Below are 21,172 nucleotides of genomic sequence, written 5' to 3' on the forward strand. Positions count from 1 at the left end.
TTGGAGGCAATTATAACAATGGATAACAAAGTTACAGGAAAAATCGATCAGTTTGATGATTATCAGGGTCATCCGATCAAAAAACTGACGTTGAAAAATTCAAATAATGTTTCAATTTCCGTTATCACGTTAGGATCGACGCTGTATGAGTTAAATGTCCCCGATGAGAACGGTCAACCTCATAACATCGTCTTGAACTACCAGCATAGTGAGGATTATCTCAAAAATCCGTTTTATGTATGTATGGGAATTGGCCGGGTAGCTGGTCGGATAGCTGACGGGAAATTGGTCATCGATCAAAACAAGTACAATTTGCCAACCAACGAAGGAAGTACAACGCTGCATGGCGGCCCGCATGGATTTAATACTCAAATTTGGGATGGCAAAATTGAAACCCAAAATGGTCAAGACGTCATCGTGCTTCAGCATCTCCAAAGATCAGAGGATGATGGTTTCCCTGGTGATATGGATGTCACAATCACTTATTCACTTTCAGACGATGATGTGGTTTCAATTAAGTTCACTGCCAAGAGCACAGAAGATACTGTTTTCAACCCAACTCAGCACACCTATTTCAATCTCGGAGATGGCAACACCATCAACGATCAACTTCTTAAGATCAATTCAAGTCAGGCACTCAAACTGGATGATAAAAAGATTCCCACCAAAGAAAGAATTGATGTCAATAACACCCCTTACGATTTTAATGGCTTCAAAAAGTTAGGTGAGTCTATTGCTGCGATGGGGAAAACTAAGGAAAAAGGGTTCGACGATGTGTTTCCTGTTAATCCGGACACCAATAACATCATTGCGGAATTAAGAGATCCGGCCACTAACCGTGGTGTGACTGTGGAGTCATCCCGTGACGGCATGATCTTGTTCACTGCAAACTCATTTACTCACGAAAATATGAATTTCGTTCGTACGAATGGTGTTGGTAACCCATACTTAGGTGTCGCTCTTGAACCAATGTTTTTAGCTAAACCTGGTCAAGATAGAGATTTTTCAGAAATGAAAGTTCCTAAGAATCACCCAGTTACTCACACGATCAAATACCACCTCAGTTATTAGTTGTCATTAACTCTCATTAACATTTTTAACTTAATTCGCTCAATATTAGCACTCTGCTTTCCTTTCAGTGCTGGTATTGGGCGAATGTTTTTATATCGACTCTTTTGCGAAGTAATATAAATTAGACTGGCATAATGACACTTATCAGAAATTGATCGTCAAAAAAGAACAAACGCGTTATAATATGAGTGTAATTCAGATTGATATTCTAATATGTCAAACAAGATCAGCGCTGCAATTTAGTCCACAAAAACGATTTAAACGGTGTTAACGGGGGTATCTTAATGAAATGCTTAATCTCATCAACACAGTTTCCAGTAACGTTCACAGTCGGAGGAGAATTCAGGACGTCATTACCATGGAAGCATGACGTTGTCTGTAATGAAGACTATGAATTATTTATCATGCTGAAGGGATCATTGTATCTAAACCTTGACGACCGATCAGTCACTCTGAAACATAATGAAATTTTGCTCGTTCCAAGCGGCGTCACAATCAGTGGCAGAGAAAAATCCAGCAACTTATCCTTCCTGTGGCTACATTTCCTTCCGTCAAAAGATTCAGACCTCAGAGAATTCGATAACCAAGAAATCAAACCAATGCTCGCCAAAGATGGTTATCGGCAATACGTGCTACCCGTTCGAACGAAAGTTGAGAACACTGACCACCTGGTGATAGCAGCTTATGATCTCCTAAATCGTGTACATAACGACGTTTATGAATTTGAGAAAAGAAATTTTTTGATGACCAATATATTATTGATAATTAGTTCAGAATTTTCCCAAAGAATATTGGCTGAAGACGCCGATCGTCAATCAGCAAGAATTTCTCAAATAAAAAAATGGATCTGTGAACATCTGGATAGCTCGCTTAGAGTTTCTAAAATAAGTCAAATATTTGGGTTGTCAGAAGAATATCTATCAAGAACTTTTAGAGAACATGAGGGTATGACAATCGTTCAGTACATGAATGTTCAAAAGATCAAAGTGGCCAAAGTTCTACTCCTACAAAGTTCACTGTCAATCAAGGAAGTTAGCAACTTTTCATATTTCCAGAATGAGAAACAATTCTTTCTTCAATTTAAAAGAATCACCGGAACAACCCCACTCAGCTTTCGGGAAGCTCATAACGGAATCCATACAAACGATTCACTCATTGACCCTGATCTCCCAATTCCCAAACGTGCCAAGTTTATCTTAAGGGGCTTGGAGGAGAAATAAGCAGATATATTCTTAGTGAGAGTTGCTGCTGTTTTTCTACTGAAAAATCAGTCGAGATATTTGCACAAGATCATATTCGCTTAATTACCAAAACATGATCTACGATTACAACTGAAAAGGGAATTGAGCAATAACAGCTATCTGCTATTACTCAGTTCCCTTTTACTTACATATTTAGTTGGCATCAAGACAGTTGATGATTATGGAAAAATGGTTATCTTTTTGTCTTGTTACCCTTGGATTTTTTCTCCGCCTGATATCGGCTCATGCCCTCTTTATAGGGATTACCAAACAACTTGCTCAACCCCGTCCACCATGAATTGGAACTAGTGGGCTCTTCGCTGTGACCGTCATCTATCGGCAATTTCTTGCCACAGTTCGGGCACACAACATCATCAGGCTTCAACTTCGCTCCACAATACGGACAAAATAAAAATTTCTGTTCGGCCATTTTGCTTACCTCGATTGTTGCTTGTTGCGGTTACGATTGGTGTTTCGCTGACGGCGCTTTTCAGCTTCTGCTTTTTCTTGGACAGCACTCGCTTCACGAATCTGTTGTTCGCGTTTTTGACGTTCTTCCTTTGCTTTATCGTCAGCCACCATCTGATTATGAATGATGTTCGCCCGATGAGAAAGAAAGTTCCAGCCGCCAATCAGGAATAGTGCAGAAACGATTGAGTATGGGAAGGTATACCACGGAAAATAAGTTCCGCTTTTGTATATCATCGGGCCAAAATAATTATACGCCGCCATCAAAACGGTGATCATAATCGTCATCTTCAGCGTATTAGTCAGCCATTTGGGAAATTTGAATTTCTTCTTTTTTGCCAAAGCGCATCCTCCTAATCAATTTCATTTTCCGTCAAGAATGCTTTGAAATAATCAAAAGCCATCTCGCGGATATTTTCAATCCCGATTTGTTGGGTCGGCAGCTCGCCGTCATCGTCAACATCCAATAGTTCAACGGTTAAAACACCAGTGTCAAGGTTAATAGCAGTCGGGTATCCAGCGAAGTTTTCTTCGTCAGCCGTTTCAAAGCGAATCACTTTTTGATACTGAATCGATTGAGTAATAATATTAATCAAAATATTATCGGCATTATCAAAAGCCCGGTCTGAATTCAGCACGGACAACGCAAAATGCTTGTTGCTTTTATTTTCGGCGACAAATTTATCAATTACTCGAAGGTAATCGGAATCTGTAATCAGCCTTGCAATATCATCATACCTGATCCAGACGTATCCGCCAAATCGACCATTCATGTCGACCACCATCATCACAAGTTCATTGTGGTTGCTGGAGATAATCTTGCCGACATAAAAGTATTTACGGTCATCATTGGTATCAATAACCAGCCAATCACCGGAATTCCTGAACTTGGTCACGACATCGCGGAATGCCGTTGGATCTGAAATAATTGTATTTACAATATGATTTTCCGGCTTCACCATATCCAACACGTTCTGCAATAATTGTAATTCGGTACCGCCAAATTCAATCCCACGAATATCGTCAAATTGAATGTTAAAAACAGGCCGTTTTGAAAAATCGAATTTATTAATGTTGGTAAAAGTCATCCCGTCTTCATGAATTTCGGAGATGAGGCCTTCGTTGTACTTAAGCTTGCCGGCTTCTTCAGTGATAATGAGGCCAACTTTTGATTCATCGTGAAGGGTTTGAATAACCCGATCGAATAATGAATCACTCATCTTAATTGGCAGGTCAAATGCCGGCTGGGAATTGAGATGATGCTTTTCATCAAATTCAATTCGGTCCTCCATATTTGCCAGATCATAACTGTCAGTTTCAACCGACTTAACCGATGACAACTTTAAATAAACCTCACCGTCCTGAATACCATAGTCATTATAGGTCAGCATGATGAAATCTTTGTCACTTAAAAATTGAATGACACCGGTATACACGATGTCGGAATCATTTTGAAAGGCGTTAATTAACTGCTCATCGATTTGGGCGGTGCGGAGCTTGTCGTATAGGGCTTTCATGGTGTCACTTCTTTCTTGTTGGGGTGGGGGTGGGGGTATTAGTTTGTGGTTTTAGATTTTAGTGGAGATTCTTTTGAGTCCTACTTTTATCTTGCCGAAATGTGCTCCGACGACCCAGATGCTAACCTCTAAGAGCGCTTCAACTAAAGCCCCAAAGACCAGGGCTTCAGTCAAAGCACTCTTAGAGACCGCATCTCCCGGGTCTCGTCGCACTCTACGAGATTGCATTCCCCATAAATTCTCTCAACTCGTCTCCATGCATATTATCACTCAATCCCACTAAAAGCTTGATTCTTGCCTTTTGACCATTCAGCCCCTGGCACAGAATTGTTCCCATTTTTCCTAATTGGATGCCGCCGCCTTGATAATCGTATATTTCTTGGGCAACACCGTTATAACATCTGGAGACCAGGACGATCGGGATACCGTTGTCAATTAAGCTTTGAATGGCTGGTAGTGTCTTTGGTGGGACATTTCCCGCACCCAGACCTTCCAGCACTAATCCTTTGGTATTTTTATTATTAATTGCTTCAAATAACGAACCGTCCATTCCTGCATATGCCTTAATCAAATAAACGCCCTCAACCACATGATTGATATCACACACTTCAGTCTGAATTAACTCCTGGAAGTATTTTGCTTTGTTTTGCGTTACAATTCCAATTGGCCCAAAAGTTGGCGTCCGGAATGTGGCCACGTTGGTTGTATGCGTCTTGGTCACATATCTGGCAGTGTGAATTTCGTCGTTCATCACAACTAATACACCTTTACCGTAAGATTCGTCGGTTGCCGCAACCATGATTGCATTTCTAAAATTATACAATCCGTCAGAACCAATTTCGTTGGATGAGCGCATTGCTCCCGTAAGTACTACAGGGATGGTGTTGGGTAATGTCAAATCCAAAAAGTAGGCTGTTTCTTCCAATGTATCGGTTCCATGGGTAATCACGACGCCGTCAACACCTTCGTCAATTGCTTTCATAATCCGCTGCTTAATTTTTAACATCACTTCAGGGGTCACGTGGGGTGATGGCAAATTGAACATTTCGTCAGTGATCAGGTTAATCTGACCCTTTAAAATAACTTGTTCTTCTGCGATTGGGTTCTCATCGTTGGGAACCACTTCGCCCTTTTCATTTTGAGACATTGAAATTGTGCCGCCTGTGTGAATTGCAAGAATTGTTTTCATTAATTTCATCCTCCGTCAACCTGTTAATCTATACCATTGTACCGTAAAATGGAACTTGTAAACTTACAATCAAGAAAGAAGTCGACAGATATGCCAAATTCCGACCGATACTACACGCCGCAAGATTCAAAAGACGCTATGCGACAGATCGAAAAGCTGTTCAATAAATACAAGGACGCCCCCATCACGCAAGAACTCGTTACCTACCACCAGAATTTGGTAAACCGTCTGAAGACCGATATCATGGCAGCTGCCAAGCAGGAAAATGTCCCGGCACGAATCGACTCAATCAACTCAATGATTGACGTCATGGAACGCTGGCTGAAAGTCCGACTGGCAGGAAATCCATTTAACGGCAAGATGAAGAATTTCAAATTTGTCGGTGCTGAATCACTGCCCAAATTTAAGCGCCACGTCCATAAAATGAATGGCAGTTCGGAACATAGATCATCGCGACACTAAAACCGGAGTGCGAAACAAAACGCCTAGTCGCTTTCCTTGTTGCGACTCGCATTCAATCGTTATAATTATTATATCCAATTATATTAGGAGGAAGACCGTTGAGCAAAACCATTGTTGAATTAAAAAACGTCTACAAAAAGTACGACGACGGCTTTACCGCTCTGAAGAACATCAGCTTTAAATTACAGGAAGGTGAATTCTACACGCTCCTGGGCCCCTCCGGCTGTGGTAAAACCACCATCCTTCAATCAATTGCCGGCTTTACCGAAGTCACGTCTGGCCAGGTCTTATTTGACGGCAAGAAAATTAATGACATCCCGGCAAATAAACGACAACTCAATACTGTCTTTCAAGATTACGCATTATTCCCAAACATGAACGTTTTTGAAAACGTCGCTTTTGGCTTGGTGGTCCACAATGCCAAAAAAGATGAAATTCAAACTCGGGTTCACGATGCTTTAAAAATGGTTCAGCTTGAGCAATACGCCAACCGAGAAATCAGTGAGCTCTCTGGTGGCCAGCAGCAGCGAATTGCGATTGCCAGAGCGATTGTTAACCGGCCCAAGGTATTGTTGTTAGACGAGCCGTTATCGGCCTTAGACGCCAAGTTACGCAAGGATATGCAGTACGAATTGCGTGAGCTCCAGCAAGACCTTGGGATCACCTTTTTATTTGTGACCCATGATCAAGAAGAAGCCCTAGCAATGAGTGACGAAATCTTTGTCATGAACAAGGGTGAAATTCTTCAAAAGGGCTCACCCGTTGATATTTACGATGAACCAATTAACCACTTTGTCGCCGACTTTATCGGTGAGAGCAACATCATTGAGGGAAAGATGGTTGAAGATTATCAAGTTGCCTTCCTGGGGCATCAGTTCGAATGTTCCGATGCCGGCATGCGGCCCAATGAACCGGTTGAAGTTGTTATCCGGCCAGAAGATTTGGTGATCACAACACCGGAAAAGGGCAAGCTGCAGGTCAAGGTTGATACCCAGCTGTTCCGTGGCGACTACTATGAAATTCTCGCGTACGACAAAGCCGGCAACGAATGGCTGATTCATTCGACCAACGCCAGTACTGATGACGCCATTGTCGGCCTAACCTTTGGGCCTGACGATATGCATATTATGCGATTTAACGAAACTGAAGCCAAATTCAATCACCGGCTTGAAAGTTATGAAGATTAGGGGGCTGAGAGATGAAGAAAAACTTTCGGGGATTATTTTTCACGCCCTATGTTTTGTGGCTGGGCATGTTTGTAATCGCACCCGTCGCTTTGATTTTTTACTATTCATTTTTTGATATTCACCACAACTTCACCCTGTCCAACTACCAGGAGTTTTTCACTTCGGGAACATACCTGACAATGACGGCCAATTCGGTGCTTTATGCATTTTTAATTACGTTATTCGCCATTCTGATCAGCTACCCGATGGCGTTGGTGATCAGTAAGCTCAAGCACCGGAATTTGTGGATTCTGTTGATTATTCTGCCAACCTGGATTAACCTGCTGCTCAAGGCATACGCATTTATCGGCCTATTAAGCCACGATGGTCTGGTCAATGAACTGTTCCAATTCTTTGGGCTCCCGGTTCAACACATGCTGTTTACGGATGCCAGCTTCATTCTGGTTGCCGCCTATATTCAAATTCCATTTATGATTCTGCCAATCTTTAATTCATTAACCGACATCAGTGATTCTTATATTCGTGCCAGTCGCGATTTAGGCGCTACCAAATGGCAGACGTTAACCAAAGTCATCATCCCAATGACGATGCCTGGGATTAAATCCGGCATTCAAATTGTCTTCATCCCTTCGCTATCACTCTTCATGCTTTCACGCCTGATCGGTGGTAACAAGGTCATCACTCTAGGAACTGCCGTTGAGGAGCATTTTCTCACGACAATGAACTGGGGCATGGGCTCAACCATTGGTGTGGTCCTGATCATTTCAATGGTCATCGTCATGCTGCTGACCAACACCAAGCGTAAAAGGAGGCGGGCATAATGGAAAACAAAGCCTCCAAAACCGGTAAAATTTATATCACAATCGTCTTTTTGCTATTATATATTCCAATTGTTTATCTGATCCTGTACTCATTCAGCAAAGGCACCACCATGACCAATTTTCAGGGTTTCTCTTTAAAACATTATGGAGAACTTTTCGCCGACAAACGCATGCTGGCAATCTTTCTAAACACGATTTTAATTGCCCTTCTATCATCCGTTTGTTCAACCATCATCGGAACTATGGGTGCTTTGGCTGTACATAATGCCAAACGCCGTCACGAAAGGGAAACCTTGCTGTCACTGAACAGTATCCTGTTGGTTTCACCCGACGTTATCATCGGTGCCAGCTTCCTGATCTTCTTTACCGCATTGAAGCTGCCGCTGGGATTTTGGTCAGTGCTCCTAAGCCACATTGCCTTTGAAATCCCCATTGTGCTTCTGTTGGTCTTGCCACGATTGGACGAAATGAGCCCGTCAATGACCAACGCAGCCATGGATTTGGGCGCCAGTCCGTCACAGATTCTGAGCAAGATTATCCTGCCGTATATCCAGCCGGGAATCATTGCCGGCTTCTTCATGGCGATCACCTATTCACTGGATGATTTTGCAGTTACCTTCTTCGTCACTGGTAACGGCTTCACCACCCTGTCAGTTGAAATTTACTCACGGGCCCGTCAGGGAATCAGCTTGGAAATCAACGCACTTGCTGGCATCATGTTCATCTTCTCGTTGATTTTGGTCGGCGTTTACTATGTGATCGAAACCCACAATACCGGCAATGGTGATAAGAAGAACATTGTGGAGGTGACTGATCGATGAAGAAATTTCTCGCAGCATTCATTGCAATCCTGGCGATCTGTGCCGGCTTGGCCTATGGCAGTAATCAGTTAACCAAATCAACCGGCGATACCGGCAATAAAGTTCTTAACCTCTACAATTGGGGCGATTATATCGACCCGGCCCTCCTGACCAAATTTCAAAAGGAAACCGGTTATCACGTCAACGTTGAAACTTTCGACAGCAATGAAGCCATGTATACGAAAATCAAGCAAGGCGGCACCAGTTATGACATCACCGTTCCTAGTGATTACATGGTTCAAAAAATGAAAGCTGACCACATGCTGATCCCACTGGATAAATCCAAGCTTAAGGGCATGAACAACTATGGTTCTTCATTTATGAACAAGTCCTTTGACCCCGGTAACAAGTATTCAATCCCCTACTTCTGGGGAACACTTGGCATTATTTACAATGATCAGTCGGTTAAACCCGGTTCGCTTACCCACTGGAATCAGCTTTGGAGCAAGAAGTACCGCAATGATATTATGTTGATTGATTCATCTCGTGATATCCTGGGATTCTCGTTGATTTCAATGGGACATTCGGTGAATACAACCAACTCGACCGAACTGGTCGCAGCCAAAAACAAGTTGAATCGACTATCTCCCAACGTCAAAGCAGTGGTTGCCGATGAAATTAAGATGTACATGGCTGAAGGTGAAGCCCCGGTTGCCGTTGACTGGTCGGGTGAGGCGTCAGAAATGATGTCGCAGAACTCGCATTTGCATTACGTTGTACCGACAGAAGGCAGTAACATGTGGTTCGATGATTTGGCCATCCCAAAGACCGCCAAGCATTTCAAAGCAATTTATGCCTTTTTGAACTTCATGAACAAACCGGAAAATGCCGCTCAAAATGCTGAATATATTGGTTATTCAACACCAAACATGGCAGCATATAAGCTGTTGCCAAAGAACGTCAGAGACGACAAACAGTTCTATCCGGATCAACAGGTGCTTGACCGACTGCAGGTTTACAGCAACCTCAGCCCACAAAAAGTGCAGGAGTATAATGACTTGTATTTGGAATTCAAGATGCACCATTAACACTGGTTAATCATTCTTAATTGGTCTTTATACCCGAAATGCATTAAACTTATTACGAGGTGAAAATAATGGCAAAGAAAAACATGCGACAAGAGATCATTATCGATATGGACGAATTCATCGTCACATACGCAGCAACACTGTTGGATCCAAATGAAAATCTTTCAAAATTGGTGTACGACACAGCAAAAGAAGATATCACAAAGTGGGACGACTTGTTCCACGATCAAGGATTCGGAAGAAAAAACAAGTTTCTTAACATCGGCCGAGGCTATCTGAGAGATGCACTCAACTTGGACGCCGAAGAAGCAGAAAAGCAAGGTGACCAATTAGCCCAAGAAGCCATCGAGTACTTAGGAAAGCACACCGACTTCTTTGAGAACTGGAGAACAGACTAGAGAGTGTGACAAGCCCCGGGTGACCCCGGAGTGTAAGACGAAAATATCAATGATGAACGGTCCTTGTTCATCGTTGATATTTTTGACTTACACAGTAGGGGTCAGGGGTATCGGAACACGTTTAGAGCGCGACGAGCAACGGGTGAGGCGGTTTCTAAGAGTGCTTTGACTGAAACCCCGGTTTTGGGTTTTAGTTAAAGTGCACTTAGAAGTAAGCCTCAGTTGCGTCGGAGCGTATTTCAGAAGCAGCCTGGACCTGAAAACAAGCGAAAAGCTGTTGCCTCTTGGGCCATGTAGGTTAGGCAGGCTTTCAGCCGGCCGTCGGAACACGTTTCCACTAGATAACAGCCAACAATCCCCAAAAGAAATTCAGAATACCAAACAAAAACAGCCGTCCCACTGGATACACAACATCCAGTGGGACGGCTATTTTGCACCCAAATCCGCAAGCTTTTTCCACCAACTTCCCCCAACTTTGTATCATAATAGACCTGTTTAAGTTGTACACAACTCTACAAGGAGGTCATCCAAAATGAACAACGCACCTGCACAAACAACAACCCAAAAGAACGGTTGGTGGATCCTAGTATCAATCGGCATGTTTGCTTTCATGTCCAACTTGGATTCAAGTATTGTCAACATTGCCATGCCGATCATGGCAAAGCAGCTCCATGTACCAATGAATCAAATCGAATGGGTGGTTTCCTCATACCTGATCGTCCTAACAGCGTTATTGCTATTTTTCGGTAAATTAGGGGACATCTATGGTAAAGTCAAAGTTTTCAGAATTGGGACAGTCGTCTTTCTTCTCGGATCCTTCCTATCAGGCCTGCAAATGAATTTTCCGTTTCTACTGGTTGGTCGGTTCATTCAGGGAACCGGGGCTGCCATGACTCTTTCAAACACTTACGGCATCACGACTTCCACTTTTGGCATCAAGGAACGTGGCCGGGCAATGGGATTTGTCGGCACTTTCGTTGCCCTGGGTGCAATCGCCGGACCCGGACTTGGTGGTCTGATTTTATCCCAGTTATCCTGGGGATACATTTTCTGGGTCAACCTGCCAATTGGAATCATCGCCATCATTTTGGGCGCAATTGTCATGCCGAAGGCTTATCAAACAGTTCCAGGGACAATTGACTGGTTGGGGTTTATCAACTTCTCACTGATGATTATCGGCCTGTTCCTGGGGGTCTTCATTGGCCAGGAAATTGGATACACGAAGCCTGTCCCACTGGCATTATTTGCATTGGGAATCGTGACGCTCTGGGGATTCCTCCACGCTGAGAAGCGGGCTAAGAATCCACTGATGCCACTATCTTTATTCAAAATCAAGCCATTTTCATACGGCCTTGGGGCTGCGGTATTGATTTTCCTATCCAACTTCTTCACTGTTGTTATCGTGCCCTTCTACCTCGAAGATGCGCGCAGACTCACTGCCGGTCAGGCCGGTGCCTTGTTAATCATTTTCCCCATCATAATGGTCTTTTCAGGACCGTTTGGCGGTTGGCTGGCCGATCATTTTTCACCTGCCCGGATTGCCTCGATTGGCTTGTTAATCGTAGCGGTGGCCCAGGCAATGTACATCTTCTTGACCTTAACCAGTCCAATGTGGGTCTATGTCGTGATCACGATTATCATGGCCTTTGGAACCGGGCTGTTCCAGTCGCCGAACAGTGATATTGTCATGTCGGTCGTTCCAAAAGATTCGTTGGGGAGTGCCGGAAGTTTAAATGCCCTCGCCCGAAATGTCGGTATGATTTCAGGAACTGCTCTTTCTACAAGTGCCTTGTTTATCGCCATGAGCATCAAGGCCGGGTTCCATGTAACTAATTATCTGCCACAGCAGCCGGAAGTCTTCATCTTTGGTATGCATATCGCATTTGCAGTATCGCTGGTCATTATTCTTGGCGCCCTGGGACTGTCAGTCATGCAGGGACGAACAGTTAAACCTGGCGATTTAAAATAGTACAACACAAAGTAAAACAGAGAATCGGAAAAATCCGATTCTCTGTTTTTTATTATTCTTTAATTGTTGTTGCTTGCCCTTTTCGTTTCCGATATTCAATCCGTCCAAGCTTGATGATTTCCGTGATCACCAGCACGATAAATCCGGCAATGGTTGGAACTACCCAGCCATAGAAGAAGTTGATGCTGCCGGTGTGGAAGACGTCCTGCATAAATGGAATGTAGAACATTGCAGCTTGCAGTGCCAGCAAGATGCCGATGATGATAAACGCCATCTTGTTTTCGAAGAAATGCTTCGAAATGATTGGATATGAGTTTCGGATATTGAACAGGTAGAAAATCTTACCAAAGATAATGATGTTGACAGCCATGGTACTACCCAGAACGGCCGTCAGGACACCTGAATCGACGAATCGATCGAAGGTAAAGATACCCAAGGCGGCAATCATAATTGAGACATAGGTAATCTCAAAGACATCCATCTTGCCGAGAATCCCTTTCCTAACATCACGAGGCCCCCGGACCATGATTGACTCTTCGGCCGGTTCAAAAATAAACGCGAACTGAATTGTCAGCGCTGAAACCGTGTTAATCCACAGCAATTGAGTCGGGAAAAGTGGTAGTTCCTGGCCCATGATCATACTAATCAAGACAACCAAACCTTCAGCAAAACTGGTTGGCAGCAAGAATCGAATTGTCTTTTGAATGTTGTCAAAGACGTGTCGGCCTTCCGCAACCGCCGAAACAATGGTTGTAAAGCTGTCATTAACCAAGACCATATCGGCCGCCTCTTTGGCAACGGCGGTTCCTTTGATCCCCATGGCAATTCCGATGTTGGCTTGCTTTAAAGCAGCCGCATCGTTAACACCGTCACCGGTCATGGCAACGATCTTGCTGTTAGCTTGTTGAGCTTTGACAATTCGCAGTTTATTGGCCGGAGTTGTTCTGGCAAAGACGTTATAACGGCCAATATTCTTGACCAACTCTTCATCGGACATTTCATCAACTTCAGGTCCAGTAATCGCATGAATACTTTCATCCAAATCAAGCTTGCGGGCAATTGCCGAAGCAGTATCCGGATGATCGCCGGTGATCATGTTAACTTTAACGCCCGCACGGCGAAGGCTTTGAATGGAAGGAATTACTTCTTCACGAGGTGGATCAATGATCCCGACAACCCCGCTCAACTTAATGCCATCAGAAATCTTTTCCTGATCAATTTCATCAACGTTGGCCGGGACATCTTTGTATCCCAGAGCAACCACCCGAAGGCCCTGCTCAGTCAGCTCGGCCACTCTGGCATACCAAGTCTTGTCATCAAAGCTTGGGTCACTTTCCTTTGCCATATCGAAAATGGTTCCGGGAGCGCCCTTGACCATCAATTCATTATGGTCAGTTTCTTTAATCAACCGAGCACTGTATCGGTAGGCCGAGTCAAATGGCAGCGTATCCAGTTCGTCCACTTCCGGCTCACGACCGATCAGCTTATGGAATAAAGTGGTCAACGCACCATCGGTCGGTTCACCGTTTAACTGCCATTCGCCGTCAGTCTGAACCAACTCGGCATCAGTGGTTGTTCCGGCAATATCAACCAAATCACGGAAATGTTGATCATTCTTCCAGTCATATTTCTGACCATCCAACAGCACATCACCGTCAACGCCTTTGTCGTTGTTAACAAAGCCAATTCCAGTAACTTCATAATGATGTTCAGCCGTAATTACGTCGGTAACCGTCATTTCATTTTTCGTCAAAGTACCGGTCTTATCTGTATCGACAATATCCACGGCACCAAGGGTTTCAACGGCCGGAAGAGTTTTGACAATCGCACCCTTTTTAGTCATTACCTGAACACCACGAGCCAGGACAACCGAAGTTGATGCCGGCAGCCCTTCAGGAATTGAACCCACAACCATTGTGATAATCGCAATCGTCAGGGTTGGTAAACTATAAATTTTAGTGTACAGTCCAAGAACAAACAACAGGACCGCGATTGCCACAATAAAGAGTGACAGGTTCACGCCTAACTTGTTCAGATTTTTCATCAACGGTGTGACCTGAGACTTAACCTCGGCAACACTCTGCTGAATCTGACCGATTTGGGTATCTTTCCCAGTTGCAATCACAATTCCGACACCGGATCCTTGAGTAACCGCGGTTGACGCAAATGCCATATTTGAACGCTCTGCCAACGGCACCGAATCCTTATTAATCGGATCTTCGGTCTTTTCAACGGAATTGCTTTCACCAGTTAACGTTGATTCCTGTGCCCGCATGTTATCGGCGGAAATTAATCTTAAGTCGGCAGGAACTGCATCCCCGGCTTCCAAATTAACCAGATCACCCACAACCAATTCCCGTGCCGGCACTTCAATCTTGTGCCCCTCACGAATCACATAGTTCTGGCTGACCAGCAGCTCTTTAATCTTACTTAACGCATTGTCAGCCTGCATTTCCTGGAAAAATCCAATAAATGCGTTGGCAATAATAACGATCCCAATAACCGCTGAGTCTGAATAATGGTGCATAAACAGTGTGATGACGGCAGCAGCAATCAAAATGTAAATGATGCTGTTGTTAAATTGAAGTAAAAACTGCAGCAGCTTGCTCTTCTTCTTGGCCGTTAATTCATTGTAGCCATCCCGAGCCAACCGCTTACCTGCCTCTTGTTCAGTTATACCGTCTTCCGCGTCGGTCTGATACTTCTTAACCAACTCGTCCGTGCTGTTCTGCCACAACTTTTGATCGGGAGGAACCTCGTTCATATTGTCTGCCATTTAATGTATCACCTTTCCTTTTATAAAAATAAGATTGTTGTTAAGAGTATTATAATATATCCCACACCCTTTTTGGTAAATAAAAATCTTTCAGTCAATAATTTAATATTTGCAACAAAAAACAGCCGATGCCATCAGCTGTTCATTCGACTCTATTCTTTGACAACGGTCCATTCGTTAATTGACTTGCCGGAATCATCCTTCAAGACCAGCCAGCTGTTGGTACCGCCAAAATACAGGAACAGTCCAACCTCATTAACCGACTTCAAAACGATATCCTCAGTGGTCGTAAAATCATCAAAGCTATCAGCATGTTCAGCACGTAAGCGTTCCGCAAATCGGGCTGAAAAGCCAAGCGAGCCGTCTTTATTAAGCTCAGGATCAGGCTTCATGACTGCTCCTGCTTTAATCAACATCTCATTACGTTTCTGCCAATAAACTGTGGCTTTGGCACCGTCATGATCAACATGAAATGGAATCTGACTAACCTGCTTCGTAAATCGGTGACGGGGCTTGCCCTTAAACTTCTTCTTCGGCATGAATATGGATCTGAACCCGAGGCCATTTAAGACAGTTAAGATTAAATCCCGAAACTTCTCAACCGTTGGCCTCTGACTGCCAGGAAGCTTGATATTCTCCAGTTGATCAGCTTTAGTCATTCCCTGTTCCAGCGCATATTCAGAAAAGCTCTTCGCCAGGTAATCAGTTTCCAAGTCCCATGCTGGTTCAATGACAATCACCCCGTCGAACTTCTTGTCAACCGGTTCATCTTGGACACTGACCAATTTGCCGTTCTTCAAATACAGGTTGACTGTGCCAGGATTCGACAAATTCTCGCTGGTAATCAAAATTTTACCTTGGCCCTTCGGTAACTCGATGACTGTAGAGCTTTCGTTGATTTCAACATTTAACTTCATTTGACGCCCTCCCCAACAACCTTTTTAATCAAATTCATCATACCATTAATACAAAAAAATAAGCTCATCACCCTCATTTTCGGGCAATGAACCTATTTTCAATCGAAGAAGAAAGTTTGTTATTCAGTTGTTACCTTGTTAGTCAGATTACCAGACCATTTCCAATTTTTAACTTCTGGAATATCGGTTCCGTTTTCGCGGATGTAATCGTGGTGCTTTTGAAGCATTTGATCCATCTTGGCCACAAAGTCATCGGCCTCATCAGCAAATTTGGTTCTGCCAATCGCATCCTTAGCCAAATGGTAACGGTCAAGTTCGTTCAAGACCCGCATATCAAATGGTGTGGTAATATCACCGTTCTCACGGTAACCGTGGAAGCTGATGTTGTGATTGTGCCGGTTATATACCAAGCCACGGAAGGTATTTTCAAAGCCGTGGAATGCAAAGATAACTGGTTTATCAGTGGTAAAGTACTTGTCAAATTCAGCTTGAGTTAAGCCGCGACTGTCCTGATCTTCGTTGCTTGGACGTAATCTCAAGATGTCGATAACGTTGATAAAGCGAACTTTCAGCTGTGGGAATGTTTCATGAAGCATATCAATGGCAGCTAAACTTTCCATTGTGGCTTCAGTTCCGGCAGTGGCAAAGATAATGTCAGGGTCGCCTTCGTCATTTGATGCCCAAGGAATGATGCCTAAGCCGTCGTTAACCAGCTTGGTAGCTTCATCCATTGAGAACCATTGTGGGCGTGGATGCTTGGAAGCAACGATCAAGTTGATCTTCTCACGGGTTTGTAATGCTGTATTCATAACAGCCAACAATGAATTGGCATCGGCTGGAACGTACTCATTTACAAGTTCATGACCTTTTTCAGCCAAATGACCAAGCATTCCTGGATCTTGATGGGTATAACCATTGTGATCTTGCTGGAAAGCGTGGGAAACGTTCATGATGTTCAATGAAGGATAATCATGACGCCATGACTGTTCGTTGGCCTTTCTGAGCCACTTGTAGTGCTGAGTGAGCATTGAATCAATAACCCGGGTAAATGCTTCATATGAAGCAAAGAATCCGTGACGACCGCTTAATACGTATCCTTCAAGCCAGCCTTCAGCTTGGTGTTCTGAAAGCTGTGAGTCAATAACCCGGCCTTCAGGAGCCATGTTTTCGTCATTAGGGCTCTTGATTGGTTCTTCCCATTGACGTTTACCGTAATCAAGCATTGAGAAGAACTTGTTGGATTTGGTTTCGTCTGGGCCAAATGCTCTGAATGACTTGCCGTTGCGCTTCATAATTTCGGTGTAGAAGTTGGATAATACTTCAGTATCTTGCGCTTCCTTGTCACCTGGCTTGTCAATCTTCAAGGCATAGTCTGCTGGATCAGGCATATCCAACTTTTTGGGGTTGATACCGCCGTTGACGATTGGGTTCATCGCCATGCGTTGATCGCCTTCAGGAGTGGTTGCTTTGATTTCTGCCTTAACAGAACCATTGCTGTTAAATAGTTTTTCAGGTTCATATGATTTGAGCCAGTTAATGAGTAAATCTTTATGTTCCATTTGACCGGCACTGACAGGAATCGGTACTTGGTGAGCTCGGAACGAGCCGGCGATTGGATTGCCATCAAGGTCAAACTTGGGACCTGTCCAACCCTTTGGTGAGCGAAGAACCAGCATTGGCCAGTGTGGTAAAGTGTCGTCATTGTTGTCACGGGCGTTCTTTTGAATGCTCTTGATTTCAGTGATAATTGCATCCATTGTCTTGGCCATTGTCTGATGAACTCGAGCATAATCTTCAGGATCGCCTTTGGTCTCAACAAAGTATGGCTCCCAGCCCATGCCTTCAAAGTACTTGGTCAAGTCGGCATCGCTCATCCGGGACAGAATGGTTGGATTGGAAATCTTGAATCCGTTCAGGTTCAACATTGGCAGGATGGCACCGTCATGGATCGGGTTGATAAATTTGTTGGAGAACCATGATGCAGCTAATGGGCCGGTTTCGGCTTCACCATCACCAATTTCAACTGCGGCAATAACGTCGGGGTTGTCTAAAATTGCTCCGGTACCGTGGGCGATGGAGTAACCCAACTCGCCGCCTTCATGCATTGAACCTGGTGTTTCTGGAGCCGCATGAGAAGCAACGCCACCTGGGAACGAGAATTGTTTGAACAGTCTTTGAAGACCAGTTTCATTCTGGGCAATCTTTGGATAAATTTCACTGTAACTGCCGTCAAGATATGAATTGGAAACCATGACCTGACCACCGTGACCGGAACCTTCGATGTAAAACATGTTCAAATTATATTTTTTAATAACCCGATTTAAGTGGGCATACATAAAGTTCTGTGAAGCAATCGTGCCCCAATGGCCAATCGGCTTGATTTTAACGTCGTCAGCGGTCAAATCACGTTTGAGCAACGGATTGTCTCGCAGGAACAATTGTCCAACGGATAAGTAGTTGGCAGCTTTCCAGTACATGTTGACTTTTTGCAGGTATTCATCGGAATCGAAGTTCGTCATATTAGTAACCTCCTGAATTTAACAGTAACGTTATTACCAATTTGATTATTGGACCGGTCCAAATCAAATTACAAGTTTATTGTATGCCTGCATGACTGATAATTCAATGGTTTAAGCATTGTGATATTTTATTTTGATATAGACAGAATTTATATTAAAATCATTTTGTATAAATGGTTCATTAATAAATGCCCCCATCATCTTTCTTGATGGGAGCTTTGTGCTAATAATGTTTTGACCGGTGAACGTGGAGATACTTTGCTAGAAAATAAGCCAGGTCACAATACAAGGTTTCAATTTCTTTCATCGTCAGTCCTCCAATACATACATGACGCGTTTCAGTTCATTCAATGCATCCCCGGGATTCTGCCACTGAAAATCATAGCCCAGCGATAGGTTTCGGTAGCGAATACCGCTTTCCAGCACGCTGTTAGGCATGTGTGAATGGCCGCTTAACGACAAGCTGACATGGTTGTGCTCGAAAATTTGTCGATAACGGTCACTGCCTAACTGATACATAAAACGATCGTAAAATGGGATTGGCATCTGGCGGGCCAACTTCTTAGTTGGCAGCATGTGACTTGCCACCAGCAACTTCTTGCCGACGACATTCATCTGATTGATTTGGTGCTGCCAGTCAAAAATCTGTTGAGTTACCCAAAGCCGATCACGACGATAGCTGATTTGATTGCCATTAATATACATTTGGTCAGGCCAAACATGCTTGGCGACAAAATTGTCAGCGTAACGCGATCCTTTAGCTTCCGAAAAGCCGTTTGCGAATGTGTAATCATACCAGCCGTTGATGCCGGTGATTACCCAATGATCGGTTTCAATTGGATGCTTGGTCAACGACATCGGCAGGTTATCCAGGTCATGGTAGGCATTTCTTGAAGCCTGCTGGATCTCATGCACGGTCTTTTCGCGTGGATGATCAACATATAAGTCATGATTACCAACCAGCGTGTAAAACGGAATTGAAATATTGTCTTCCAGCCGTTCATAAAACAGCAGATTCCGCTGGAGACCATTTGCCGAATCACCCATAATCACTAATTGGTCTAATCGTTCATCCTTGATCAGCTGCTGCAGAACAGTCACGAAATCATATTGGCGGTTAAAGTCCGTATGTAAATCCGACACAAATCCGATGCGCATGGTTAGCCTTCTTCCAAATATTATATTATTTTCTTTTATTGTATCTCACAGAGTCATTTCATCGACAATATCTGATCATCTTAAAAAATTCATTATTAATAAATCATCTATCACTAATTTACGTAATTAGTAATCAGACACAAATCAAAAATAGATTGATTCATTTGATTATATCATTTATGATATAGACAGATGGTAGAGGTAAACAAAATGAAGTTTCACTACTATGATTATAAAGAGTTCCGGAAGTTCCTTGATAACCTTTCTGAAGAAGATATGTCAATTATCCTTTCAAAAATCAGAATGGCTGAAAGGATTGGTATTGTTTCAGCTATGAAATATCAGTTCATCAAAAAACTGGAACCAAATTTGTATGAAATTAGAATTTATTTATCACATGATATCAGTAGATCCATCTACTTCAAGTCCGTGGAAGGGAACTACGTAATCAGCAATTCATTTATCAAGAAGACTCAAAAGACACCTCAATCTGAGCTAAAGAAAGCTCGCCATCGCAGGAGGAAATTTAATGACAGAAACAGAGAACCTAATCAAAGATCTCAGTAAAACTCATCCTGGATTAAAGGAAAAAATTGCTGTCCACGATGAACAATTCAACTATGCAATGGCGATCATTGATTTGAGAAAAGAATCCGGATTAACTCAACAGCAGCTTGCCGATAAGATTGGCGTTCCACAGCCGACTGTTGCCCGTTGGGAAGCCGGAAATGGCAATATCACCATAAAAAACTTGGAAAAGATTGGCCGTGCAGTTCATAAAAGGCTAGTCATATCATTCGAATAATCATTAAAATCAAAACCGGAAAATCACGACTTTAATCGTGACTTCCCGGTTTTCTTGTCTACAGATAGAACATTAAAAAGACTGTGCTGGCAACATTTGAACAACCGTGAATGATCCAACTTGGGAGGATTGACCCACCGGCTAATTGTTCGTTGATGTAACCCATCAAATATCCAACGAGACCAGTGAAGATAAATACGCCGAGAATGGTGAAGATACCTGAGGAACTTACGATTCCAAATACATGAATCGTGGCGAAACAGGCTGCCTGTGCTAAATTCCCCACCAAGAATCCAAAGTAGCTGATCAACCGTTTACCAAGGAACCCCCGAAACAGAATCTCTTCAGCCAAGGCGGTTTGAATAAACGCATAAAACAGCATCGCAATCATGGCGGCTGGAGTTGCTTTGGCAAACTGAGTGTTGGCAAGGTTCTTAGTGCCTGTCACAAATATGATCAACAAAAGCCCAAGGGCAACTAAAACCGCAAACACAATAACCCCCATCCCCCAGATTTTTGATCGATCTCCAACAACTTTTTTGAGTCCGATCCACTGGAAAAAGGACACCTTTTTGTCAGTGAATAACCACCAAATGAGAGGGAATAATGAAAATAAGATCAATTGCAGAAATGAAGTCATTATTTCGTTTAATAAAACGATCATAAAAAGCCCCCTTTATTTGAATCAAATGATTATGTTTAGTCCATTGTATCAGGGTTTGAGAGCATCTGACCATATTCAGGTATCAAAAAAGCCTATCGACCAGGCCGACAGGCTTACAAACA

20 protein-coding genes are annotated in these 21,172 nt (G+C 43.3%); 11 read left to right on the forward strand and 9 right to left on the reverse strand.

Annotated features, from left to right (window positions below; translation table 11 throughout):
* Nucleotides 1–18 precede the first annotated feature (18 nt).
* A complete protein-coding gene (locus tag FD17_RS03060; RefSeq protein WP_057823478.1) occupies nucleotides 19–1,071 on the forward strand; it encodes an aldose epimerase family protein in 1,053 nt (350 codons plus the stop codon).
* Between the two features lie 284 nt (nucleotides 1,072–1,355).
* Nucleotides 1,356–2,291: an AraC family transcriptional regulator gene (locus FD17_RS03065; RefSeq protein ID WP_057823479.1), complete on the forward strand. Its 936-nt coding sequence runs from the start codon at nucleotides 1,356–1,358 to the stop codon at nucleotides 2,289–2,291.
* A gap of 214 nt (nucleotides 2,292–2,505) precedes the next feature.
* Here FD17_RS03065 and FD17_RS03070 read toward each other — a convergent pair whose 3' ends face one another.
* The 4 genes from FD17_RS03070 to FD17_RS03085 all read right to left on the reverse strand — a co-directional run bounded on the left by FD17_RS03070 (nucleotide 2,506) and on the right by FD17_RS03085 (nucleotide 5,495).
* Nucleotides 2,506–2,742: a zinc ribbon domain-containing protein gene (locus tag FD17_RS03070; RefSeq protein WP_057823481.1), complete on the reverse strand. Its 237-nt coding sequence runs from the start codon at nucleotides 2,740–2,742 to the stop codon at nucleotides 2,506–2,508.
* Between the two features lie 5 nt (nucleotides 2,743–2,747).
* A complete protein-coding gene (locus FD17_RS03075; protein ID WP_235803163.1) occupies nucleotides 2,748–3,122 on the reverse strand; it encodes a hypothetical protein in 375 nt (124 codons plus the stop codon).
* 11 nt (nucleotides 3,123–3,133) lie between these two features.
* Nucleotides 3,134–4,297 carry a hypothetical protein gene (locus FD17_RS03080; RefSeq protein ID WP_057823482.1) on the reverse strand — a complete coding sequence of 388 codons (1,164 nt, stop codon included), beginning with the start codon at nucleotides 4,295–4,297 and terminating at the stop codon, nucleotides 3,134–3,136.
* 214 nt (nucleotides 4,298–4,511) lie between these two features.
* Nucleotides 4,512–5,495 (reverse strand): asparaginase, encoded by a 984-nt coding sequence (locus FD17_RS03085; RefSeq protein WP_275452947.1) that lies wholly within the window; start codon nucleotides 5,493–5,495, stop codon nucleotides 4,512–4,514.
* 81 nt (nucleotides 5,496–5,576) lie between these two features.
* Here FD17_RS03085 and FD17_RS03090 point away from each other — a divergent pair, with 81 nt between their 5' ends.
* The 7 genes from FD17_RS03090 to FD17_RS03120 all read left to right on the forward strand — a co-directional run bounded on the left by FD17_RS03090 (nucleotide 5,577) and on the right by FD17_RS03120 (nucleotide 12,211).
* Entirely contained in the window at nucleotides 5,577–5,948 is a 372-nt protein-coding gene (locus FD17_RS03090; RefSeq protein WP_057823486.1) for a hypothetical protein, read from the forward strand.
* Between the two features lie 98 nt (nucleotides 5,949–6,046).
* On the forward strand, nucleotides 6,047–7,135 hold the full coding sequence (locus FD17_RS03095) for an ABC transporter ATP-binding protein (RefSeq protein ID WP_057823487.1): 1,089 nt from the start codon (nucleotides 6,047–6,049) through the stop codon (nucleotides 7,133–7,135).
* An 11-nt stretch (nucleotides 7,136–7,146) separates the two neighbouring features.
* Nucleotides 7,147–7,956, forward strand: coding sequence for an ABC transporter permease (locus tag FD17_RS03100; RefSeq protein WP_057823488.1), 810 nt, complete (start codon nucleotides 7,147–7,149; stop codon nucleotides 7,954–7,956).
* Nucleotides 7,956–8,777 carry an ABC transporter permease gene (locus FD17_RS03105; RefSeq protein WP_057823489.1) on the forward strand — a complete coding sequence of 274 codons (822 nt, stop codon included), beginning with the start codon at nucleotides 7,956–7,958 and terminating at the stop codon, nucleotides 8,775–8,777. The genes FD17_RS03100 and FD17_RS03105 overlap by 1 nt, the downstream gene beginning before the upstream one ends.
* Nucleotides 8,774–9,844 carry an ABC transporter substrate-binding protein gene (locus FD17_RS03110; RefSeq protein ID WP_057823490.1) on the forward strand — a complete coding sequence of 357 codons (1,071 nt, stop codon included), beginning with the start codon at nucleotides 8,774–8,776 and terminating at the stop codon, nucleotides 9,842–9,844. Before FD17_RS03105 ends, FD17_RS03110 begins: the two co-directional genes overlap by 4 nt.
* A 68-nt stretch (nucleotides 9,845–9,912) precedes the next feature.
* A complete protein-coding gene (locus tag FD17_RS03115) occupies nucleotides 9,913–10,242 on the forward strand; it encodes a hypothetical protein (protein WP_057823491.1) in 330 nt (109 codons plus the stop codon).
* Between the two features lie 532 nt (nucleotides 10,243–10,774).
* Nucleotides 10,775–12,211 carry an MFS transporter gene (locus FD17_RS03120; RefSeq protein WP_057823492.1) on the forward strand — a complete coding sequence of 479 codons (1,437 nt, stop codon included), beginning with the start codon at nucleotides 10,775–10,777 and terminating at the stop codon, nucleotides 12,209–12,211.
* A gap of 52 nt (nucleotides 12,212–12,263) precedes the next feature.
* Here FD17_RS03120 and FD17_RS03125 read toward each other — a convergent pair whose 3' ends face one another.
* From FD17_RS03125 to FD17_RS03140, 4 genes are all read right to left on the reverse strand, one after another.
* Nucleotides 12,264–14,987, reverse strand: a complete 2,724-nt coding sequence (locus FD17_RS03125; RefSeq protein WP_057823494.1) for an HAD-IC family P-type ATPase — start codon at nucleotides 14,985–14,987, stop codon at nucleotides 12,264–12,266.
* 152 nt (nucleotides 14,988–15,139) lie between these two features.
* Complete coding sequence (locus FD17_RS03130; protein ID WP_057823495.1) at nucleotides 15,140–15,904, reverse strand: hypothetical protein; 765 nt, start codon at nucleotides 15,902–15,904, stop codon at nucleotides 15,140–15,142.
* A gap of 119 nt (nucleotides 15,905–16,023) precedes the next feature.
* Nucleotides 16,024–18,423: a phosphoketolase family protein gene (locus FD17_RS03135; RefSeq protein WP_057823496.1), complete on the reverse strand. Its 2,400-nt coding sequence runs from the start codon at nucleotides 18,421–18,423 to the stop codon at nucleotides 16,024–16,026.
* Nucleotides 18,424–18,732: 309 nt separating this feature from the next.
* Entirely contained in the window at nucleotides 18,733–19,581 is an 849-nt protein-coding gene (locus FD17_RS03140) for a metallophosphoesterase (RefSeq protein ID WP_057823497.1), read from the reverse strand.
* 210 nt (nucleotides 19,582–19,791) lie between these two features.
* Between FD17_RS03140 and FD17_RS13560 the strand changes: the two genes are divergently transcribed.
* Nucleotides 19,792–20,148: a type II toxin-antitoxin system RelE/ParE family toxin gene (locus tag FD17_RS13560; protein ID WP_057823498.1), complete on the forward strand. Its 357-nt coding sequence runs from the start codon at nucleotides 19,792–19,794 to the stop codon at nucleotides 20,146–20,148.
* Nucleotides 20,111–20,386, forward strand: coding sequence for a helix-turn-helix transcriptional regulator (locus FD17_RS03150; protein ID WP_057823499.1), 276 nt, complete (start codon nucleotides 20,111–20,113; stop codon nucleotides 20,384–20,386). Before FD17_RS13560 ends, FD17_RS03150 begins: the two co-directional genes overlap by 38 nt.
* 58 nt (nucleotides 20,387–20,444) lie before the next feature.
* Here the strand turns inward: FD17_RS03150 and FD17_RS03155 are convergent, their stop codons facing one another.
* Complete coding sequence (locus FD17_RS03155; protein ID WP_057823501.1) at nucleotides 20,445–21,050, reverse strand: CPBP family intramembrane glutamic endopeptidase; 606 nt, start codon at nucleotides 21,048–21,050, stop codon at nucleotides 20,445–20,447.
* Nucleotides 21,051–21,172 lie beyond the last annotated feature (122 nt).

This window comes from Lentilactobacillus sunkii DSM 19904, assembly GCF_001435575.1.
GTDB classification, from domain to species: domain Bacteria; phylum Bacillota; class Bacilli; order Lactobacillales; family Lactobacillaceae; genus Lentilactobacillus; species Lentilactobacillus sunkii.

What these genes read in the sequence shown, in the direction of transcription:
- FD17_RS03060 (WP_057823478.1), top strand. Translation starts at nt 19, where the DNA reads ATGGATAACAAAGTTACAGGAAAAATCGATCAGTTTGATGATTATCAG.
- FD17_RS03065 (WP_057823479.1), top strand. Translation starts at nt 1,356, where the DNA reads ATGAAATGCTTAATCTCATCAACACAGTTTCCAGTAACGTTCACAGTC.
- FD17_RS03070 (WP_057823481.1), bottom strand. Translation starts at nt 2,742, where the DNA reads ATGGCCGAACAGAAATTTTTATTTTGTCCGTATTGTGGAGCGAAGTTG.
- FD17_RS03080 (WP_057823482.1), bottom strand. Translation starts at nt 4,297, where the DNA reads ATGAAAGCCCTATACGACAAGCTCCGCACCGCCCAAATCGATGAGCAG.
- FD17_RS03085 (WP_275452947.1), bottom strand. Translation starts at nt 5,495, where the DNA reads ATGAAATTAATGAAAACAATTCTTGCAATTCACACAGGCGGCACAATT.
- FD17_RS03090 (WP_057823486.1), top strand. Translation starts at nt 5,577, where the DNA reads ATGCCAAATTCCGACCGATACTACACGCCGCAAGATTCAAAAGACGCT.
- FD17_RS03100 (WP_057823488.1), top strand. Translation starts at nt 7,147, where the DNA reads ATGAAGAAAAACTTTCGGGGATTATTTTTCACGCCCTATGTTTTGTGG.
- FD17_RS03105 (WP_057823489.1), top strand. Translation starts at nt 7,956, where the DNA reads ATGGAAAACAAAGCCTCCAAAACCGGTAAAATTTATATCACAATCGTC.
- FD17_RS03110 (WP_057823490.1), top strand. Translation starts at nt 8,774, where the DNA reads ATGAAGAAATTTCTCGCAGCATTCATTGCAATCCTGGCGATCTGTGCC.
- FD17_RS03115 (WP_057823491.1), top strand. Translation starts at nt 9,913, where the DNA reads ATGGCAAAGAAAAACATGCGACAAGAGATCATTATCGATATGGACGAA.
- FD17_RS03120 (WP_057823492.1), top strand. Translation starts at nt 10,775, where the DNA reads ATGAACAACGCACCTGCACAAACAACAACCCAAAAGAACGGTTGGTGG.
- FD17_RS03125 (WP_057823494.1), bottom strand. Translation starts at nt 14,987, where the DNA reads ATGGCAGACAATATGAACGAGGTTCCTCCCGATCAAAAGTTGTGGCAG.
- FD17_RS03130 (WP_057823495.1), bottom strand. Translation starts at nt 15,904, where the DNA reads ATGAAGTTAAATGTTGAAATCAACGAAAGCTCTACAGTCATCGAGTTA.
- FD17_RS03135 (WP_057823496.1), bottom strand. Translation starts at nt 18,423, where the DNA reads ATGACGAACTTCGATTCCGATGAATACCTGCAAAAAGTCAACATGTAC.
- FD17_RS03140 (WP_057823497.1), bottom strand. Translation starts at nt 19,581, where the DNA reads ATGCGCATCGGATTTGTGTCGGATTTACATACGGACTTTAACCGCCAA.
- FD17_RS13560 (WP_057823498.1), top strand. Translation starts at nt 19,792, where the DNA reads ATGAAGTTTCACTACTATGATTATAAAGAGTTCCGGAAGTTCCTTGAT.
- FD17_RS03150 (WP_057823499.1), top strand. Translation starts at nt 20,111, where the DNA reads ATGACAGAAACAGAGAACCTAATCAAAGATCTCAGTAAAACTCATCCT.
- FD17_RS03155 (WP_057823501.1), bottom strand. Translation starts at nt 21,050, where the DNA reads ATGATCGTTTTATTAAACGAAATAATGACTTCATTTCTGCAATTGATC.